The sequence below is a fragment of the Novosphingobium sp. HR1a genome (assembly GCF_015594425.1).
GTDB lineage: Bacteria > Pseudomonadota > Alphaproteobacteria > Sphingomonadales > Sphingomonadaceae > Novosphingobium > Novosphingobium resinovorum_A.
On record NZ_JABXWS010000059.1, the window covers coordinates 1 to 17,455 of the forward strand.

Annotated in this window: 19 protein-coding genes; 10 read left to right on the forward strand and 9 right to left on the reverse strand. The window is 66.2% G+C overall.

Annotation, left to right across the window (positions count from 1 at the left end; translation table 11 throughout):
• From HWN72_RS15855 to HWN72_RS15870, 4 genes are all read right to left on the reverse strand, one after another.
• A partial coding sequence (locus HWN72_RS15855; protein ID WP_211150689.1) for a hypothetical protein occupies window positions 1-290 on the reverse strand: 290 nt, incomplete at its 3' end.
• Window positions 287-4,765 (reverse strand): UDP-forming cellulose synthase catalytic subunit, encoded by a 4,479-nt coding sequence (gene bcsA / locus HWN72_RS15860; protein ID WP_211150690.1) that lies wholly within the window; start codon window positions 4,763-4,765, stop codon window positions 287-289. The genes HWN72_RS15855 and bcsA, both read right to left, overlap by 4 nt.
• Window positions 4,762-5,532, reverse strand: coding sequence for a cellulose synthase operon protein YhjQ/BcsQ (locus tag HWN72_RS15865; protein ID WP_008831193.1), 771 nt, complete (start codon window positions 5,530-5,532; stop codon window positions 4,762-4,764). The genes bcsA and HWN72_RS15865 overlap by 4 nt, the downstream gene beginning before the upstream one ends.
• The gene (locus tag HWN72_RS15870) at window positions 5,532-5,888 is read right to left on the reverse strand and encodes a hypothetical protein (protein WP_008831194.1); all 357 of its coding nucleotides are present in this window, start codon (window positions 5,886-5,888) and stop codon (window positions 5,532-5,534) included. The genes HWN72_RS15865 and HWN72_RS15870 overlap by 1 nt, the downstream gene beginning before the upstream one ends.
• 335 nt (window positions 5,889-6,223) lie before the next feature.
• Here HWN72_RS15870 and HWN72_RS15875 point away from each other — a divergent pair, with 335 nt between their 5' ends.
• Window positions 6,224-6,613, forward strand: a complete 390-nt coding sequence (locus HWN72_RS15875; RefSeq protein WP_231958005.1) for a hypothetical protein — start codon at window positions 6,224-6,226, stop codon at window positions 6,611-6,613.
• On the opposite strand, the gene HWN72_RS15880 is transcribed toward HWN72_RS15875, so the two are convergent.
• Entirely contained in the window at window positions 6,614-7,672 is a 1,059-nt protein-coding gene (locus tag HWN72_RS15880) for an LD-carboxypeptidase (RefSeq protein WP_211150691.1), read from the reverse strand.
• 92 nt (window positions 7,673-7,764) lie between these two features.
• On the opposite strand from HWN72_RS15880, the gene HWN72_RS15885 reads away from it, so the two are divergent.
• Both HWN72_RS15885 and HWN72_RS15890 read left to right on the forward strand, forming a co-directional pair.
• Window positions 7,765-8,640 (forward strand): LOG family protein, encoded by an 876-nt coding sequence (locus tag HWN72_RS15885; RefSeq protein WP_036525749.1) that lies wholly within the window; start codon window positions 7,765-7,767, stop codon window positions 8,638-8,640.
• A 108-nt stretch (window positions 8,641-8,748) separates the two neighbouring features.
• The gene (locus HWN72_RS15890; protein ID WP_211150692.1) at window positions 8,749-8,913 is read left to right on the forward strand and encodes a hypothetical protein; all 165 of its coding nucleotides are present in this window, start codon (window positions 8,749-8,751) and stop codon (window positions 8,911-8,913) included.
• A gap of 144 nt (window positions 8,914-9,057) precedes the next feature.
• Here HWN72_RS15890 and thiD read toward each other — a convergent pair whose 3' ends face one another.
• From thiD to glmM, 3 genes are read right to left on the reverse strand one after another with little or no spacing between them, the layout of a single operon-like run.
• On the reverse strand, window positions 9,058-9,807 hold the full coding sequence (gene thiD, locus HWN72_RS15895; protein ID WP_211150693.1) for a bifunctional hydroxymethylpyrimidine kinase/phosphomethylpyrimidine kinase: 750 nt from the start codon (window positions 9,805-9,807) through the stop codon (window positions 9,058-9,060).
• Between the two features lie 41 nt (window positions 9,808-9,848).
• Window positions 9,849-10,076: a DUF1272 domain-containing protein gene (locus HWN72_RS15900; RefSeq protein ID WP_008831819.1), complete on the reverse strand. Its 228-nt coding sequence runs from the start codon at window positions 10,074-10,076 to the stop codon at window positions 9,849-9,851.
• Window positions 10,076-11,419, reverse strand: coding sequence for a phosphoglucosamine mutase (gene glmM / locus HWN72_RS15905; protein WP_069708554.1), 1,344 nt, complete (start codon window positions 11,417-11,419; stop codon window positions 10,076-10,078). Before glmM ends, HWN72_RS15900 begins: the two co-directional genes overlap by 1 nt.
• A 187-nt stretch (window positions 11,420-11,606) precedes the next feature.
• On the opposite strand from glmM, the gene HWN72_RS15910 reads away from it, so the two are divergent.
• Together HWN72_RS15910 and HWN72_RS15915 are read left to right on the forward strand one after the other, a co-directional pair.
• Entirely contained in the window at window positions 11,607-12,887 is a 1,281-nt protein-coding gene (locus HWN72_RS15910) for a dicarboxylate/amino acid:cation symporter (protein WP_211150694.1), read from the forward strand.
• A gap of 81 nt (window positions 12,888-12,968) precedes the next feature.
• The gene (locus HWN72_RS15915) at window positions 12,969-13,550 is read left to right on the forward strand and encodes a flavin reductase family protein (protein WP_211150695.1); all 582 of its coding nucleotides are present in this window, start codon (window positions 12,969-12,971) and stop codon (window positions 13,548-13,550) included.
• A gap of 4 nt (window positions 13,551-13,554) precedes the next feature.
• Here HWN72_RS15915 and HWN72_RS15920 read toward each other — a convergent pair whose 3' ends face one another.
• Entirely contained in the window at window positions 13,555-14,163 is a 609-nt protein-coding gene (locus HWN72_RS15920; protein ID WP_008832460.1) for an HNH endonuclease, read from the reverse strand.
• 156 nt (window positions 14,164-14,319) lie between these two features.
• Here HWN72_RS15920 and gluQRS point away from each other — a divergent pair, with 156 nt between their 5' ends.
• The 5 genes from gluQRS to HWN72_RS15945 all read left to right on the forward strand — a co-directional run bounded on the left by gluQRS (window position 14,320) and on the right by HWN72_RS15945 (window position 17,453).
• Entirely contained in the window at window positions 14,320-15,162 is an 843-nt protein-coding gene (gluQRS, locus tag HWN72_RS15925; protein WP_211150696.1) for a tRNA glutamyl-Q(34) synthetase GluQRS, read from the forward strand.
• A complete protein-coding gene (locus HWN72_RS15930) occupies window positions 15,159-15,392 on the forward strand; it encodes an HIG1 domain-containing protein (protein ID WP_211150697.1) in 234 nt (77 codons plus the stop codon). The genes gluQRS and HWN72_RS15930 overlap by 4 nt, the downstream gene beginning before the upstream one ends.
• A gap of 3 nt (window positions 15,393-15,395) precedes the next feature.
• On the forward strand, window positions 15,396-15,965 hold the full coding sequence (locus tag HWN72_RS15935; RefSeq protein WP_008832463.1) for a cob(I)yrinic acid a,c-diamide adenosyltransferase: 570 nt from the start codon (window positions 15,396-15,398) through the stop codon (window positions 15,963-15,965).
• 58 nt (window positions 15,966-16,023) lie between these two features.
• On the forward strand, window positions 16,024-16,893 hold the full coding sequence (locus tag HWN72_RS15940) for a 3-hydroxyacyl-CoA dehydrogenase family protein (protein ID WP_211150698.1): 870 nt from the start codon (window positions 16,024-16,026) through the stop codon (window positions 16,891-16,893).
• A gap of 245 nt (window positions 16,894-17,138) precedes the next feature.
• Window positions 17,139-17,453 (forward strand): hypothetical protein, encoded by a 315-nt coding sequence (locus HWN72_RS15945; protein WP_036525745.1) that lies wholly within the window; start codon window positions 17,139-17,141, stop codon window positions 17,451-17,453.
• Window positions 17,454-17,455: the final 2 nt, after the last annotated feature.

The window sequence follows — 17,455 nt, forward strand, 5'->3', positions numbered from 1 at the left end:
GCTGCGGCAGGCTTGGCCACCGGCTTCGGCGCGGGCTTGGGGGCGGCCGGCTTGGGCGCCTGTGCCGGAGCCTTGAGCGCCGGGTTGTTCGGATCGAGTGCGCGGGCGCGCTTCAGCGCCTGCTGGGCCAGATCCTCGCGCCCCTTCGAGCGCCAGTACTGGGCCTGCTTCACCAGCGCCTCGACGCCCGCGCTCTGCGCCTCGGCCACTGCGGGCAGCGCCCCAAGAGTCAAAGGCGCGGTCGAGAGCAGCAGGGCGACACCGAACTTGGAGGTACGCGAAATCGTCATGCGTGATCGTCCTGGCGCGCGAGGCGCTTCTGGGCCTGTCGGCGGAAGAAGATGTAGGCAGGTCCGGCAAGGGCCAGCGCCAGCAGCAGCGTGAACACACCCAGCATCATCGGGCGCTGGCTGACATAGTAGGCAAGCTTCATCCAGATCGGCAGCGAGCCGACCCAGTAGCGGTTCGAGAGCGCAAAGCTGGTCATGCCGTCGCCGCGCGTCACGGCAAGGTCACCCTGGATCGCGGCGTTGATCTTCACGTCGGCCATGCCGTCCACCAGTGCGGGCAGCGCAGCGCCATCGTCCGACAGCAATGCGACGACGGTGCGGTCCGAGGCATAGGGCGACTGGAAGCTGACGATGCCGGAGAACCCTTGCGCGTTGTAGACCACCGGCGCGGCGGCCATCGGGTCGTTCTCCTGCGAACCGCCGAACAGTGCCGTCACGTACTGCAACGGGGAGCGTTCCGACACGCGCAGGCGGCCGTTCTCGTAACGCACCGGCGCGTCGGCGAACATGTCCGCCTCGGCCAGAGCGGTGCCGCCGATGACCAGCACGTCCTGGCTGGCGAGTGCGTCACCGTCGATCGAGGAGGTCACCGTCACCGCCGTCACCGGAACGCCGGTCGAGTCGCCGAAGCGGCCCATCAAGGTCAGGAACGCCTGCACCGAGGCCATCGACGGGTTCGGCGCGACGACCACGGTGGTCTGCGCCAGGTCGGGGCTGGCGGTGAAGGGAAAGCCGGCGCCCGCGAACGTCGCGAGGTCGGGCATCATGATCGCGTGATAGGCGCTGGTGAGGTCGATGGTGCTCTTCGGGTCGACCGAGACGCGCACGTTGTCCGGCAGGGTGCCGGTGCACTTCTTCTTGTCGGCGATGAGCAGGTTGTAGTCGTAAGTCAGCTCGTTCTGGCCGAACAGGTTGTAGCGCGGCAGCGTGACGGTGGCGTTGGAATCCGCGCTCTTCGCACCGGCCGGGCCGAACAGCTGGCTCCACCAGGCGGCGCCGAGCGGCAGCGTCTTGAGGTACTGGCCGTTGATAGAGACGTCGAGGCGCGAGGCGCGCTTGTCCAGCCACTGCGCAACCGGATAGCGGTAGCCGAGGTTCAGCTTGCCGCCTTCGCGCGGCCAGAAGAACAGGTCGGGCGCGACGCGGAAGCGGGTGGTCAGCGGGCCGGGCGGGATGCCCATGCCCTGCAGTGCGTAAGGCTCCATGATCGAGCCGAGCTCGACCGGTTTGTCGGTGGTCAGCCAGCGTACCGCGCCGTAACGCGGCCATGCCGGGATGCGCACGCCGTCGAAGCTCATGCGCTGGCCGCCGAACACGCCGCGACCGAGCGCGACGGCAGCGGCGGCGAGGCGCAGGTCCTCGTCGTTGCGGCCCATGATGACCAGCAGCGTGCCGTTGGGATCGTTGGGATTGCGCACGGCAGCGGCGACGGGGCCTCCGGCGGGCGCGATGTCGAGGCCGGGGATGCCCTGCGTGCCCTTCAGGAACACGATGGCATTGCCGCGCGGGATCGAGCCGACGACCGGCTGGAAGCTGAAACCGCGATAGCTGGCCAGCGAGCCGAGCCAGCTGGCGGTAGCGGCGGCGGCCTGAAGCTCACCGGCGCGCGGCTGCGTGGCGAAGACGAAGGGCATGCGCAGCGGCACGTTCTGGCCCTTGTCGAAGAACGGCAGCGGCAGGCGCGACAGGTCCGGGCCGAAGGTCAGCGGCTGGTAGCTGAAATCGAACCACGAACGGGTGTTCGAAATGTTCGCCCACAGCGAGGAATGGAACGGGTCCTCGCAGTCGCGCGCATAGTGGCCGATCAGGCGCAGGTTGAGCTGGTTGTCACCCGGCAGCAGCAGCGCAGGGTTTACCGGGACCTCCAGCACCTGCCCGGCGGCATTGGCGCGGGTCAGCGGCACCGTCTGCGCGACTTCGCCGTTGACGATGACCACCAGCTGGCTGAGGTCGTCGAGCATCGAGGGCGACCAGGCCATCTGCAGGCGCAGCACGGCGCCGGTGGCGATGCGGTCCTGCCGCATGCCGAAGGGGATGCCCATTTCGCCCTGCGTTCCGCGCAGGCGGATCGGCTGGGAGACGCGCAGGTCCTTGAGGGTCAGGCGCTCGCTCATGCCGCTGGTGTTGGCAACGCCCGGATTGGCGGCGGAAGCTGCGGTTTCGGGCGCCTTGGCGGTCGGCTGGGCGTGGACTTCGGAAGTGCCGAACAGCAGCCCGGCAGCCCCCAGGGCGACGGCACCGGCCAGCATCGCCGCCTTGGCGAGCGGCAGGCCGCCCTTGCCCTTAGCGCTCTTGGGGTCGTTCTTCTCGGCTTCCTTCGCCGCCTTGGCCATCGCTGCGCGCTTGGCGGCGTTGGCGGCCTTCATTTGGCGGCGTTCGGCGAAATTCAGACGCAGCATGCGCTTCAACGTTACCATATCCACCCTGAGAATGTCGCCGAACGAACGGGCCGTGCCGACCATGGCCGGCGGTCCCCACGGCTGCCACGCATCGGCGCGGCCCATCACCGCGCGCACCAGATGGCGGCCGGCGAGAATGTCGAGCTTTTCGAAGCGCACGTAGGAATTGCGCTGGTTCGTCCGCATAGTCGTGACCGGGATCGATAGCACCTCGTCACCCATGGCCATGGTGATGTGGCTGACGGTGCGATCCTTGGTCGGCAGCTCTTCCGGCAGACACAGCGCCGCACCGCCCATCGAGATGTCGATGGTTTCGGCCGGGACGGTATGGCCCGAGGCGAGGTAGGCGGTGACCGGCAACTGCACCGGGATGCGGATGTCCACGCGCTCCTGCCGGGTCTCGCGCGCCACCGAGACGGCAGCGAGCAGGATCGCGAGGGAGAACAGCGCCCAAGCCACGTTCAGCACCAGCGTATCGGTCTGGATGTTGAACATGTACGGGAAGAACGCCCATTTCACGACCGCCATGGTGATCCCCAGGATCACGAAGCCGATGCAGATGAGGTGCGGCTTGACGATCGCCCAGTCGAAGTACGTCTGGTCGAGCAGCGAGCCCTTGTCGGTCACGTTGAACTTGCCCTTGCGCGGCTGGAACCACGTCATGACCGTGGGCTTGACGAGGTGGAAGGCCAGGATCGTCTCGTAGACTTCGCCCCAGTACGGACGGCGCCAGCCGCCCTGCGTCTTTTCGTTGGCGACCGACGAGCAGAACAGGTGCGGCAGCGCATAGGCGAAGATCAGCCCGGCGGACGCCTGGATGATGTTCTGACCGAAGATCAGGTAGGCAAGCGGGCTGGTCAGGAACACGATGCGCGGCACCGGGTACTGGAAGTGCATCATCGCGTTGAGGTAGCAGAGGCGCTGCTGCCAGGTGAGGCCGCGGCCGAGCAGCGGATTGTCGATGCGCAGGATCTGCGTCATGCCGCGCGCCCAGCGAATGCGCTGGCCGACGTGGAGCACGAGGCGCTCTGTCGCGAGACCCGCGGACAGGCGCGCCGAGATGTACGCGGTGTTCCAGCCGGTGCGCTGCAGCTTGAGCGCGGTGTGCGCGTCCTCGGTTACGGTCTCGCCCGCGAAGCCGTTGGTCTCCATCAGCGCCTCGCGGCGGATGATCGCGCACGAACCGCAGAAGAAGGTGGCGTTCCACAGGTCGTTGCCGCCCTGCACCGGGCCGTAGAACAAGTCGCCCTCGCCCGGCATGTCGCCCATCGTCTGCGCCAGGTTGCGCTGGACCGGATCGGGCGAATACATGTGGTGCGGGGTCTGGATCAGCGCCAGGCGCGGGTCCTGCTGGAACCAGCCCACGGTCAGCTGCAGGAAGGCGCGGGTCGGAACGTGGTCGCAATCGAAGATCGCGATCAGTTCGCCGTCGGTCTTCTTCATCGCCGCGTTCAGATTGCCCGCCTTGGCGTGCAGGTTGTTGTCGCGGGTGATGTAGCCGCAGCCCGCTTCCTTGGCGAAGGCGCGGAATTCGGGACGCTTGCCGTCGTCGAGGATGAAGACGCGGTAGCGGTCGACCGGATAGTCGAGGTCCATCGCCGCGAAGACCGTGTTGCGCACGATCTCCAGGCTCTCGTTATAAGTCGGGATGTAGATGTCGACGGTCGGCCAGGTGTCGGGCTCGCCCTCGGGTTCGATCACCGGGCGGTCGAGCGGCCAGGTAGTCTGCAGGAAGCCCAGCAGCAGGATGACCCAGGCATACAGCTCGGCGAGGTAGAGCACGCCGCCGAACAGGAATTCGAGCGGGGTGTTGAACGCGATCGTCTGCGTCGTGCGCCAGAACAGGTAGCGGGTCGAGACCAGCACCGCCAGAATGCCGAGCGCGACCGCGCCCATGCGGCCCTTGATCCGGCGCATGACGAGCGCGCCCGCCATCGTGACACCGGCGCAGACCCACTGCGCAGTGCCGTCCAGCGGCACGCCGATAACGACTGCGGCGATCCCGATGATCACGGCAACGGAGGCATAGCGGGCTAGCCGGTTGTCCAGCACGCGGGCGGCCAGTTTCTCGATCATGCGGCGCGGCTCGGAGATGACGAGGAATGGGACGAAGCGGCGGGATTGGAACCCCGCGCCACCCACGGGCGGCCGGGCGTCTCGAGCGCCGGAACCAGCGCGGCGCCGATCATCTTCACGTCGGCGAGTGCCGCGCTGGAGGGCGCATACTTGCCGAGCGGCTGAAGCATCGCGATCGCCTCGGGCACCGATTCGTCGAGGCGCACGCGGCCGAGCAGGCGCGCGCCCACCAGTTCGCGGATGAACGCCGAGGAGTGGCGCGAAAGGCGGCGCGTCTCGTCCAGAGCGTTGATCACGAAGCTGGTCGAAGCGATGTTCTCGGGGCTCGCCTCGTCCAGCACCTGCGGCATCAGCGCAAGGGTATCGGGCGCGGCGTTGATCACGCAGACGTTGGCGCTGGCGTGCGGCACGACGCGGCGCGCGAAAGCGAACTCGCTGGCGGGCACGTCGATGACCATCACCTTGTCCTGCCCGGTTTCGAGGAAGCCGAGGTCGCGCAGGGCGGGGACAAAGTCGTTGTCCTCGGGCGCGGTGGTCAGGCTGCGCAGGTCGATACCTGCGGCGAGCACGGCATCCTCTGCCGGCGCGAACAGCGAGGGCAACGACATCGCGGGCTGGAGGCCGAAGTGCAGCGGCATGGTGTCACGCTGGGTGGTCGTCAGCACGGTGACGTCGGCGCCCGCCTCGGACAGCGCCATCGCGATATGCGCGGCGATGAAGGTGGTTCCGGCACCCCCCTTGAGGCCGTGGGTTACGATGACGGGCATCAGATCTTCCCCTGCGAGCCGAGATCGGACAAGTGGCGGAGCATGGCGCGTACGTCCTGCTGCTGCGCACCCCCGCGCCGATCGGCGGGGATGCTCGCGGCGGGGCCGTTGCCATAGCGGCTGAAAAGGGAACTCAGACTTTCGCCGGAATAAGTCTCGACCACTTCGGCGGGAGCGGGTTCGGGCTTTGCCGCCACCGTCGCCTCGGACTGATCGATCGCCTGCAGGCGCGGATCGCGCAGCAGTGCTTCGAGGATCGGCCACAGTTCCAGTTCGCTGAAACGATCTTCGAATTCCTTGTAGGCGAAGTCGTTCTTGCCAAGCCGGTCGAGCAGATTTCTGGCATCGATGCGCATAAGAACCCCTGTATGAACACGTAAATTCTGCACAAAGAATGGTTAAGAAACCGTATGTCGCAGCTAACGGATCATCGATTCCCCCTCCGGTAAGGAGGGGAAAGGTGCCATTCCGGCAACAGTGTTGCGCAAAGCAGGCAAAACAGGGGCTCAGTCGTGCAATCCTTTGCAGATTAACCATGTCTTATAGCCGCTGAATTTTCCGCGCCAACACATGATTCGGGGAAAGTACGCATTGCTCTGAAGGGCACAGCCGCAAGGATTCCAGGACTATAGCAATAGCCTCATGGCCGGGCCGCTGCTCCGGTTAACTATCGTGGAAGGATCACGCGACAATGCCGGAGCCAAGTCTCCCGACCGATGCCCCGGCACCCGCGATCATGGGTGTTGAGGCCGTGCCCATTCCCGAATCGCTCGACGGTGACCGCCGCCACGCCCGCGAGCGGGTTGAAATGCTCGCTCGTTTCCGCCGCGACCTTGCCAGCCATACCGTCGTCCTCAAGGACCTGACCCCGCTCGGCGCGCGAATCGAGAGCGTCGGGCCGCTGGAAATGGACGAGGTCATCGCCCTCACCCTGCCCGAATGCCGGCCGATGATCGCCTTCGTCGCCTGGACGAACGGCAATGGCGCCGGGCTGGAATTCGTCCACCCACTGCCCGACGACCTTTTCGCCGAACTGGTCTCGCAATACGGTCTCACCAGCGAAGACCCCGCGCGGGCCTGATCAGCTGACCGCCGGCTCCAGCAGCCGCAGGGTTCCCGCATCGGCGTCGATCTCGGCCATGGCGCCTTCGGGCACGCTGATCTGGCCGCCGACGTGACCGATCATCAGCCCCTGAAACGCGGGTACGCCGAGCGACGCGAATCGCTGGTCGAGCACTTCGTAGACGGTGAAGTTGGAGAACCCGCCGTCAGGGTTCTCGCAATGGGTGCATTGTCCGAAGACCACGCCTGCCAGCCGCTCCAGCAGCCCGGCCAGCGCCAGTTGGGTCAGCATCCGGTCGATGCGATACTCCGCCTCGTTGGTCTCTTCCAGAAACAGGATCGCGCCGTCAAAGTCAGGTAGATAGGCCGTCCCCACCAGAGCGCTGAGTACCGCGAGATTGCCGCCGATCAGCCTCCCCCGCGCCTTGCCGCCCCGGAAGGTCCTAACCGCCGGTCCCCGTCCGCCGAGGTTCGGCCCGGCGTAGCTTGGCACCGCATAAGTCGGCATCGCCCCCTCGAAAGCCAGTTGGCGGAACGACTCCCAAGACGCGGGCGACCACGAAGTCGCGGCGGTGGGGCCATGGATCGAGACCACTCCGGCCCGCGCCAGAGCGAGGCACAGCGCGGTATTGTCGCTGAAACCGGTGAACAGCTTGGGGCTCTTGCGGATCGCCGCGAAGTCCAGCAGCGGCAGCAGCCGCGCCGAGCCCCAACCGCCGCGCACCGCCATGATCGCGCGCACGCCCTCGTCCGCGAACATCACCTTGAGATCGCCCGCGCGCGCCGCGTCGGACCCCGCAAGATAACCGTCGCGCGCGGTCAGGTGCGGGGCGAAGCGCGGCTCCAGCCCCATCGCCCGCACCGTCGCACCGATCTCGTCGAGGCCGAAGCGGTCGGCCACGAACCCTGCCGGAGCGACCAGCCCGAGCACGTCGCCGTTGCGCAGGCGCGGCGGGCGCACCATATCCCTGGCCTGAGCAGGTGGAGCCGCCAGCGCCCGTAATGCAGGAAAAGCGAGAGCCCCGCCTCCGATTCCCATCAGGGCTGCGCGCCGCGTGAAGGCCGATCCGTTCATCATGCCCGCAGCCTAGTTCCTGTACGAATGCGTGCAACAGTGCGCACACATATCCGTTCTCGACGCGCGCCCCGCGTCATGCCTAAGATGAGCCAATGACTGAAAAAGAAGACAAAGACCTCACCGAACGCCGTTTCTACAAGGCCGAGCAGGAAGCCGGTTTCGCCGAGCAGCAGGCCGACACCATCCAGACCGGCCACCCCGCCTATCAGTTGGCCTTCCGCGACACCGACTTCCTTTTGCGCGACGAACTGCGCCCGGTGCGCTTCCAGCTCGAACTGCTCAAGCCCGAGATGCTGCTTGAGGAAGCCAACATCGGTTCGACGCTGGTGATGTACGGCTCCGCCCGCATCCCCTCGCCCGACAAGGCCGATGCGGTGCGCGCCGCTGCCGTCACCGATGAGCAGAAGAAGGTCGCCGACCGCCTTGCCGACAAGGCCAAGTATTACGAGGAAGCCCGCAAGCTCGCCCGCCTCGCCAGCCAGTGCGCCATAGTCGAGAAGGGCATGCGCCAGTTCGTGGTCTGCTCGGGCGGCGGTCCGTCGATCATGGAAGCGGCCAACCGCGGCGCCGCGGAAGTCGGCGCGGAATCGCTGGGCCTCAACATCGTCCTGCCGCACGAGCAGGCGCCCAACCGCTACGTGACCCCGCGCCTCTCGTTCCAGTTCCACTACTTCGCGCTGCGCAAGATGCACTTCCTACTGCGCGCCCGCGCGGTGGCGGTGTTCCCCGGCGGTTTTGGCACTTTCGACGAGTTCTTCGAACTGCTGACGCTGATCCAGACCGGCAAGATGAAGCCGATCCCGATCCTGCTCTACGGCCGCGAATTCTGGGAACGGGTCGTCAACTTCGAGGCGTTGGCCGAGGAGGGAGTCATCAACGCCAAGGATCTCTCGCTGTTCCGCTGGTGCGAGACCGCCGAGGAAGGCTGGGGCCACGTCCAGCAGTTCTACGATCTCGACTGCGGATGATGGTCGTTCGAAAAATCCGAACACAATAAGCGAACTTATCCGAGTGCCTTGAACGGGCGATTCGGTGCATCTGCGTGTTCACACCGAGCCCCCCGCAGGACACGCACCATGAGCCAGATCATCGAACCCCTGAACGACCGCGCCCGTGCTTTCGCGGACTATGCCCAGCCCGTGATCGTAGCGCTCAGCACCGCCGGTCTTACCGGCGGTGCGATGGCGGCGGTCGGGCTGATCGCGGATACCGCGTGGCGCCGTCGCTCGCGGCTGAATTGAAGAAGAAAGACCCACCCCCGGCCCCTCCGCGCAAGCGGGAGGGGAGAAGGAGATGCCATCGCCCTCCCGCTCGCGGGAGGGCCGGAAGGCTTGAGAGCGTAGCGAACTAGCCGGACGGGGTGGGCCTCACCCGCATAGCCAAGATCACCGAACCGCGTGGTGCCCCATCGGCCCATGCCCTTCGCCGAAGCCCGGCGCCGCCAGCAGCGCCGCGCGCACGAAATCCCGCGCATCCTCAATCGCCTCGACCAGCGGAGCGCCCTGGCCCAGGAACGTCGCGATGGCGCTCGACAGGGTGCAGCCGGTGCCGTGGGTATGGCGGGTATCGACGCGAGGCGCTGTCCAGATCACCGGCTCCTGATCCGGCAGGACCAGCCGATCCTCCACCACCTCGCCCGGCGCGTCGCCGCCCTTGGCGATATAGGCGATGCCCTTTGCCGCGAGAGCCGCGTCACCGCCCAGCGCGGCGAGTTCGTCGAAGTTGGGCGTGGTCAGGCAGGCTAGGCCCATGAGCCGCTCGAACGCCGCGATCGTCGCCGCGTCCGCCAGCACCGAACCGGAGGTCGAGACCATGACCGGATCGAAGATCACCGGCACGCCCAGCCCGTCCAGCCGGTCGGCGACGACACCGGCGATCTCGGCGCTGCCGAGCATGCCGATCTTCACCGCATCGACGCCGATATCGCTGACGCAGGCATCGATCTGCGCAGCGACCATCTGCGCCGACAGGGTCGTAACATCGGTGACGCCCTTGGTGTTCTGCGCGGTGATCGCGGTGATCGCGGTCATGGCATAGCCGCCGAGCAGGGTGATCGTCTTGATGTCGGCCTGAATGCCGGCACCGCCGGAACTGTCCGACCCGGCGATGGAAAGAATGCGAGGAGCCTGGTTCATGGCCGCGCTCCTTACCCGCTCAACGCACCCCGAGTCGAGTATCAGCCCTGATAGTGCCGCACTTTCGACGGCGGGGCGGAATCGTGGTGTCGCTTCGCCCGCGTCGGTCGGTCGACGATTTCGCCGCCGCAGTTGGGGCACATGTCGTCCAGCGCGTCCGCGCATTCCGCGCAATAGGTGCACTCGAACGAGCAGATGAACGCGCCGGGCGCCTCGGCCGGGAGGTCGGTGCCGCAGCGTTCGCAGTCGGGGCGCATTTCCAGGGGCATCAGGCGGCGGCCTTCTCTACGGCGTGGCAGATCGAGGCGACGGCGGCCTCCACTTCGCCCGCGTCGTCGCCTTCGGCCATGACGCGGATCACCGGCTCAGTGCCGGAAGGACGGATCACGAGACGGCCGCGCCCGTCGAGCGAAGCCTCGGCATCGGCGATCGCCGCCTTGACGCTGGCGGCCTCCAGAGGCTTGCCGCCTCCGAAGCGCACGTTGCGCAACAGTTGGGGCACAGGGTCGAAGAGGTGCAGCAGTTCGCTCGCCCGCTTGCCCGACTGGACGAGCGCCGAGAGCACCTGCAGCGCCGCGACGGTGCCATCGCCGGTGGTGGCATGGTCGAGCAGGATCATGTGACCCGACTGTTCACCCCCGACATTGAACCCGCCTGTGCGCATGCGCTCCAGCACATGGCGGTCGCCGACAGCAGTACGCTCCAGCGACAGGCCCCGCCCGCCAAGATAGCGCTCAAGCCCAAGGTTCGACATGACCGTCGCCACCACGCCGCCGCCGCGCAGTTCCCCGCGCGCGGCCAGCTGGCTGCCGATCAGTGCCATGATCTGATCGCCGTCTACCGTCTGGCCCTTCTCGTCCACGACGATCAGCCGGTCCGCATCACCGTCCAGCGCAATGCCGATGTCGGCGCCGGAGGACACCACCGTTTCCTGCAGCAGTTCGACATGGGTAGAACCGCAGCGCTCGTTGATGTTCTTGCCATTGGGGGTGACGCCAACCGCGACGATCTCGGCGCCCAGTTCCCAGAAGGCGGATGGAGCGACCTGATAGGCCGCGCCATTGGCGCAATCGACCGCGATCTTGAGCCCGTCGAGCCGGACAGTGCTGGGCAGCGAGGCCTTCACCGCGTGGATATAACGCCCGCGCGCGTCCTCAACACGGCGGGCGCGGCCGATCTCGGGCGAGGCGGCAAGCGCAAGGTCCTCGCCCACCAGCATCGCCTCGATCGCCAGTTCGTCCTCGTCGGAGAGCTTGAAGCCGTCGGGACCGAACAGCTTGATACCGTTGTCCTCGTAAGGGTTGTGGCTGGCCGAGATCATCACGCCTACGTCCGCGCGCAGTTCGCGGGTCAGCAGGGCGACGGCAGGAGTCGGCATCGGGCCGAGCAGCACGACGTCCATGCCGACGCTGGTGAAGCCCGCGACCATCGCGTTCTCCAGCATGTAGCCCGACAGACGGGTATCCTTGCCGATCACCACCCGGTGGCGGTGCGTGCCGCGCAGGAAGCGCGCGCCGGCGGCCTGCCCGACCTTCATGGCCATGGCAGCGGTCATCGCCCCCTGGTTGGTGCGGCCACGGATGCCGTCGGTGCCGAAGAACTGCTTACCCATTACCTGTCCTCTTGCGCGCAAGATTCGAATCTCTCGCCTGCGCTGTGCAACCGGAGGCGTTACCGCCCTCTGAACGCTGCCTTACAGTCAGTTTAGGATTCCGTCGAATGGCGATTCTTGTCCTCACCACGGAGTTGAGTAACGCCAAATTGCCAACCGCACCGCCCCCGCCTATTTGTCGAGCCGCATGACGTCCCCCGATCCCGCTCCCTCCAGCGCCTCGCGCATCCCCGAAATCCGCGTGCCCGGCGCGTTGACCCTGATCGGCCTCGTCGCCGGGCTGGTCATCGGGCTGTTGATTGCAGGAAAGCCGATTGCGGATACCGCGCTGAAAGTGACAGGTCCGATCGGCTCACTGTGGCTGCAGGGCCTGCAGATGACGATCCTGCCGCTGGTCGCCGGGCTGTTGTTCTCCGGCATCGTCGAGACCGTCGCCGCCGCCCGCGCAGGCGCCATGGCGCGCCGCACCTTGGGCATCATCGTCGGCTTCCTCGCGTTCAGCGCGATACTTGGCGCGGTGGCGATGCCGCTGCTGCTCGAACTGTTCCCGGTGCCCGCCGGGGTCAGCTTCCCGCACGGCGCAGATCCGGGCAAAGTGCCGGGGATTTCGGAATTCCTCGCATCCCTGCTGCCCGACAACGTGATCTCGGCGGCAGCGGCAAGCGCCATGCTGCCGGTGATCGTCTTCGTCGGCCTCTTCGCACTGGCCTCCACGCGCCTCGCCGACGAGCCCCGCCGCGCCCTTGCCGTGCTGTTCGAGGCACTGGCAGGCGCGATGATGGTGGTGATCGGCTGGGTGCTGATGCTCGCCCCGATCGGCGTCTTCGCGCTCGGCCTGACGCTGGGCGTGCGCAGCGGCGGCGCGGCACTGGGCGCACTGGCGCACTACATCCTGCTCGTCGTCGCGGTGGGAACGGTCGTGATGATCGCGGGCTACGTGATCGCGGTGATCGGCGGCAAGCGCAGCCTCCCCGCCTTCGCGGCCGCGATGCTGCCTGCACAGGTCGTCGCCATTTCCACCCAGTCCTCGATCGCGACCGTGCCAGCCATGCTGGCGTCGAGCCGTAAGCTGGGTGTCTCGTCGACGACTGCGGAGTTCGTGCTGCCGCTCGCCGTCACGCTTTTTCGCGCCACCGGCCCGGCGATGAATATGGCCGTGGCGGTCTATGCGGCAAAGCTAGCAGGACTGGAACTCACGACCGGAGCACTCGCTGCCGGCGCCTTCGTGGCCTTCGCGACCACCTTCGGTGCCGTCTCGCTGCCTGGCACGATCAGCTTCGTATCATCGATCGGACCGATCGCGGCAGCCATGGGCGTGCCACTCTGGCCGCTGGGCGTCCTGGTCGCAGTGGAAGTCCTGCCCGACCTGATGCGGACGATCGGCAATGTCACCATGGACGTGGCGGTCGCTGCGGCCGTCGATGCCGGGATCGACGAGCAGCCTGCAACGGCTGAAACCATCCACTGAACGGTTCATCGCAGTAAAAAGAAACCGAAATGGATGTAATTCGCTGAGCAAAGGCCACTCCAGCGACAGGAGCCCCCGATCTTGGCCACATCGCCCTTGCTTGCAGCAGAGCGCTTCGAAAGCATCCCCGCCTCTCGTGCCCGCCAGTTCCTCGAACCCGGGCCGGTGGTCCTGCTGACCACCCGCCACGCGGGGAACGACAATGTCATGACGGTGGGTTGGCACCAGGTGCTCGAACGCACGCCGTCGATGATCAGCTGCATCGTTTCACGCGGATGCCGAAGCTTCGGCATGCTTTGCGCCTCAGGCCAGTGCGTTCTCAACGTTCCGACCGGTGACATGCTCGATGCCGTAGTGCGCGTCGGCAATTCCTCCGGCGAGGAAATCGACAAATTCGCCGCATTCGGCCTCGAAAGGGCTGAAGCGCAGGACGTCGATGCCCCGGTACTGCCGCAATGCCACGCGCAGCTGGAATGTCGGTTGCGGGACGACCGCGCAATAGAGCGCTACAACCTGTTCATTCTGGAAGTAACGCATATCAGCGCACGTCCTGCGCCAAAACAGCCGGAATACCTGCACTACGTCGGCGACGGAGTGTTCATGCTTTCAGGTAAACGCGTATCGCGGCGGCGGCTGTTCCGACCGGAAATGCTCGGCTTCTGAAGCCTTATTCTTCCAGTTCGATATCCCAGTAGAGCCAGTCGCGCCAGGTTTCGTGCAGATAGTTGGGAGGAAACCCGCGCCCGCGCTCCTGCAACTGCCAGCTGGTCGGGCGGATCGGTGGCACCAGCGGCGGCATGTTCGCCTGCTTGGGCGTGCGCCCACCCTTCTTGAGATTGCAGGGGGCACAAGCGGTAAGGATGTTCTCCCAGCTCGTCCGCCCGCCCAGTCGACGCGGAACGACATGGTCGAAAGTGAGATTATGCGGGCTGCCGCAATACTGACAGGAGAACCGGTCACGCAGGAACAGGTTGAAGCGAGTGAAAGCGGGAAATTCGCTCGGTTTCACATACTGGCGCAGCGCGATGACCGAGGGAATCTGCATCGTCCAATTGGGCGAGTGCACCGCACGTTCGTAGCTGGAAACGATATCGACCCGCTCCAGCACCACCGCCTTGATCGCGGTCTGCCAGGGCCAGAGACTCAACGGGTAGTAGGATAGCGGCGTGTAATCCGCATTCAGCACGAGAGCAGGACAGTCGGAAAGACTTCGGGAGGGATCACCCTCCGCGCTGCGGAACCGGGCCGCGCGCTCTATCAGCTCCGACTTGAGCATGGCCTCCTGTCGCAGGCCGGGATTGCGGTTTGATGGCAGTCCATGCGTTAGTTCCAGCACTTGACGGAGTCCGCGTCAAGATGGCGGATTCGCGAGGGCCTTCCGCAATCCACAGGGATGTTTGCGGATGGCACGGCGAACGCTAGGACAAAGCCGATGCGCACCCGCTTCGCCCCCAGCCCCAACGGCCCGCTGCACCTCGGCCATGCCTATGCCGCGATCGTCGCGCACGACACGGCAAAGGCGCGCGGCGGCGAATTCATCCTGCGCATCGAGGACATCGATGGCGAACGCAGTCGCCCGGAGTTCGTGGAGGAATTCTTCCGCGATCTCGCATGGCTGGGCCTCGAATGGGACGGCGAGGCGGTGTTCCAGTCCCACCGGCTGGCCAGTCATGCCTCCGCCGGAGAGCAGTTGAAGGCGATGGGCCTGCTCTACCCCTGCACCTGCACCCGCGCCGAAATCGCCGCCGCCGCCACGCAGGTCGGACCAGACGGCCCGGTGTATCCGGGAACCTGCCGACACCGGGCAGTCGATCCCGAGAATGCCGCATGGCGCCTCGACGTAACGAAGGCGATGACACTTACCGGCCCGCTCGAATGGCGGGACGAAGGCGCCGGATCGCAGGCCGCTACCCCGCAGATTTTCGGCGATGTCGTACTGCTGCGCAAGGACCTTCCCGCCAGCTACCATCTCGCCGTCACGCTGGATGATGCGACGGATGGCGTAACCCTCGTTACCCGCGGCATGGACCTGTTCCCGGCAAGCCACGTGCACCGGCTGCTGCAGGCGCTGCTCGGCCTGCCGGTGCCGACATGGCTGCACCACCCGCTGCTCATCGAGCCGGACGGACGCAAGCTGGCCAAGCGGCGCGGCGCCCCCTCGCTCGCCGACCGCCGCCGCGCCGGGGAGGACGGCCGCGCCATCGCCGAGGCATTGCGCACCGGCGTGCTGCCCGCTGGCCTTTCGTTCTCGCAAGGGTTACACCACGCGCCATGAGCTACATTCTCGTGCCCGTAATCCTCGTGCTGGTGGTCATGGTGATCGTCAGCCTCGTGCGCGGCATCGTCGCGTTCATGAACAGCACGAAGGAAGACCTGCACCGCGACCCGAACGCCACCAGCCCGTCGGCTAACCAGTTGCTGCAGAACAAGATGATGTTCAACCGCATCAAGTATCAGGCCGCCGCCGTGCTGGTCTGTGCGCTGCTCCTGGCCATGGCGCGCTGATCCTTGGTCCGGCTCAACAAGATCTACACCCGCACCGGCGATGACGGCACCACCGGCCTCGTCGATGGCTCGCGCCTGCCCAAGCATGCTGCGCGCATGGAGGCGATCGGTGCCGTGGATGAGGCGAACTGTGCGATAGGGGTGGCCATAGCGGCACTCACCGGCACTCAACACGCCCCTACGCTCACTCACATCCAGAACGACATGTTCGACCTTGGCGCTGATCTGGCAACACCGGGCACCGACTTCACCCCCGGCGAGATGACCCTGCGCATCGTCCCCGCACAAGTCGTCTGGCTCGAAAATGCCATCGACGCGATCAACGAAAACCTCTCCCCCCTGCGCAGCTTCATCCTGCCCGGCGGGAGCGAGGCCGCCGCGCGCGTCCACGTCGCCCGCGCCTCCGCCCGCGCCGCCGAACGCCGCGCCACCGCGCTCGCCGCCACCGATGCAGTCAATCCCGCCGCGCTCGGCTATCTCAACCGGTTGAGCGATTACCTCTTCGTCCTCGCCCGTGCGGTCAATCGCGACGGCGCCGATGACGTGCTTTGGGTGCCGGGACAAAACCGCTAGGTTCCCTCCGCGATCCCGAGGTGTTAAGCGCCCGGTTAAACGACAGAGGAGTTTGGCAGTGCAGTCAGTCGGCATCATCGGCGCAGGCATCATGGGGTCGGGCATCGCCCAGACCGTGGCGAGCAAGGGCATGGACGTGATCCTCACGGACGTCAGCCTCGAGAACGCCGAAAAGGGTAAGGCCGGCATCGCCAAGGGCCTGGCCAAGCTGGTCGCCAAGGAAAAGATCAGCCAGGCCGACGCCGACGCGCTGCTCGCCCGCATCACCCCCGCAGCCGACTACTCCGCAATGTCGGCCTGCGACCTCATCATCGAAGCCGCCACCGAGCGCGAGGACATCAAGCACAAGATCTTCGAAGCCGCCGGCAAGGTGCTCGGCGCGGGTGCCATCATGGCGTCCAACACCAGCTCGATCCCGATCACGCGCATGGCCGCCAGCTCGCCCGACGCCGCGCGCTTCTGCGGCCTGCACTTCTTCAACCCGGTCCCGCTGATGGGCCTGGTCGAAGTGATCCCCGGCCTCGCCACCTCGCAGGACACCATCGACCGCATGAAGGCGTTCGGCGAAAAACTGGGCAAGACCGTAGTGCTCGCGGGCGACGAACCCGGCTTCGTCGTCAACCGCATCCTGTGCCCGATGCTGAACGAAGCGATCTTCGTGCTCGGCGCCGGCATCGGCTCGGTCGAGGATATCGACGCGGGCTGCAAGATCGGCCTCAACCACCCGATGGGACCGCTGACGCTGGCGGACTTCGTCGGCCTCGACACCCTGCTCGAGATCATGAAGGTCTTCCACTCGACCACCGGCGACCCGAAATACCGCCCCGCGCCGCTGCTGCAGAAGTACGTCGAAGCAGGCTGGTACGGCCGCAAGTCGGGCAAGGGGTTCTACGATTATTCCGGCGAGACGCCGGTTCCTTCGCGGTAATCTGCAAAAGGGATAAAGCAGGGGTTTACCACCCCTGCACCCCGTAAACTGCCGAGATCACGCGCGTAGCTGCGTCACTCACTGACGCGGCGTCGGAAGACATTATAGCCTGCGGCGCAATGTAAGACTGACGCGGCTGCGCGCGCAACGACGACAGTTCGGGGGTCTGGGGCGATGGCCCCAGATTCCTCTTTGGAACCTCCCCGTTCTCCTACTCGTTTCACCAGACGAAGGAGAATCCCAAAATGACCGACCGCCCCGACGAGCTCGCCCCGGAAACGGTGAACGACGAGCAGGAAGACGAAGCCGCGCAGGCACAGACCATCGCCGAACAGGCGCAGGCGCGCGGTGCCAAGGGCCTCGGCTACAGCGACAAGGCCAAGGGCGGTATTCAGGGTGAGGACGACGTTCAGGACATCGTCGATCACATGAACCAGATGGACACCAGCGGCACCATCGACATGTCCGCCTACGACGGCGAGGAAACGATGGACGATCTCGAAAGCCGCTACGGCAAGGACAATGCGGCCGATCCGGAATTCAGCGACGACGATTCGTGAGC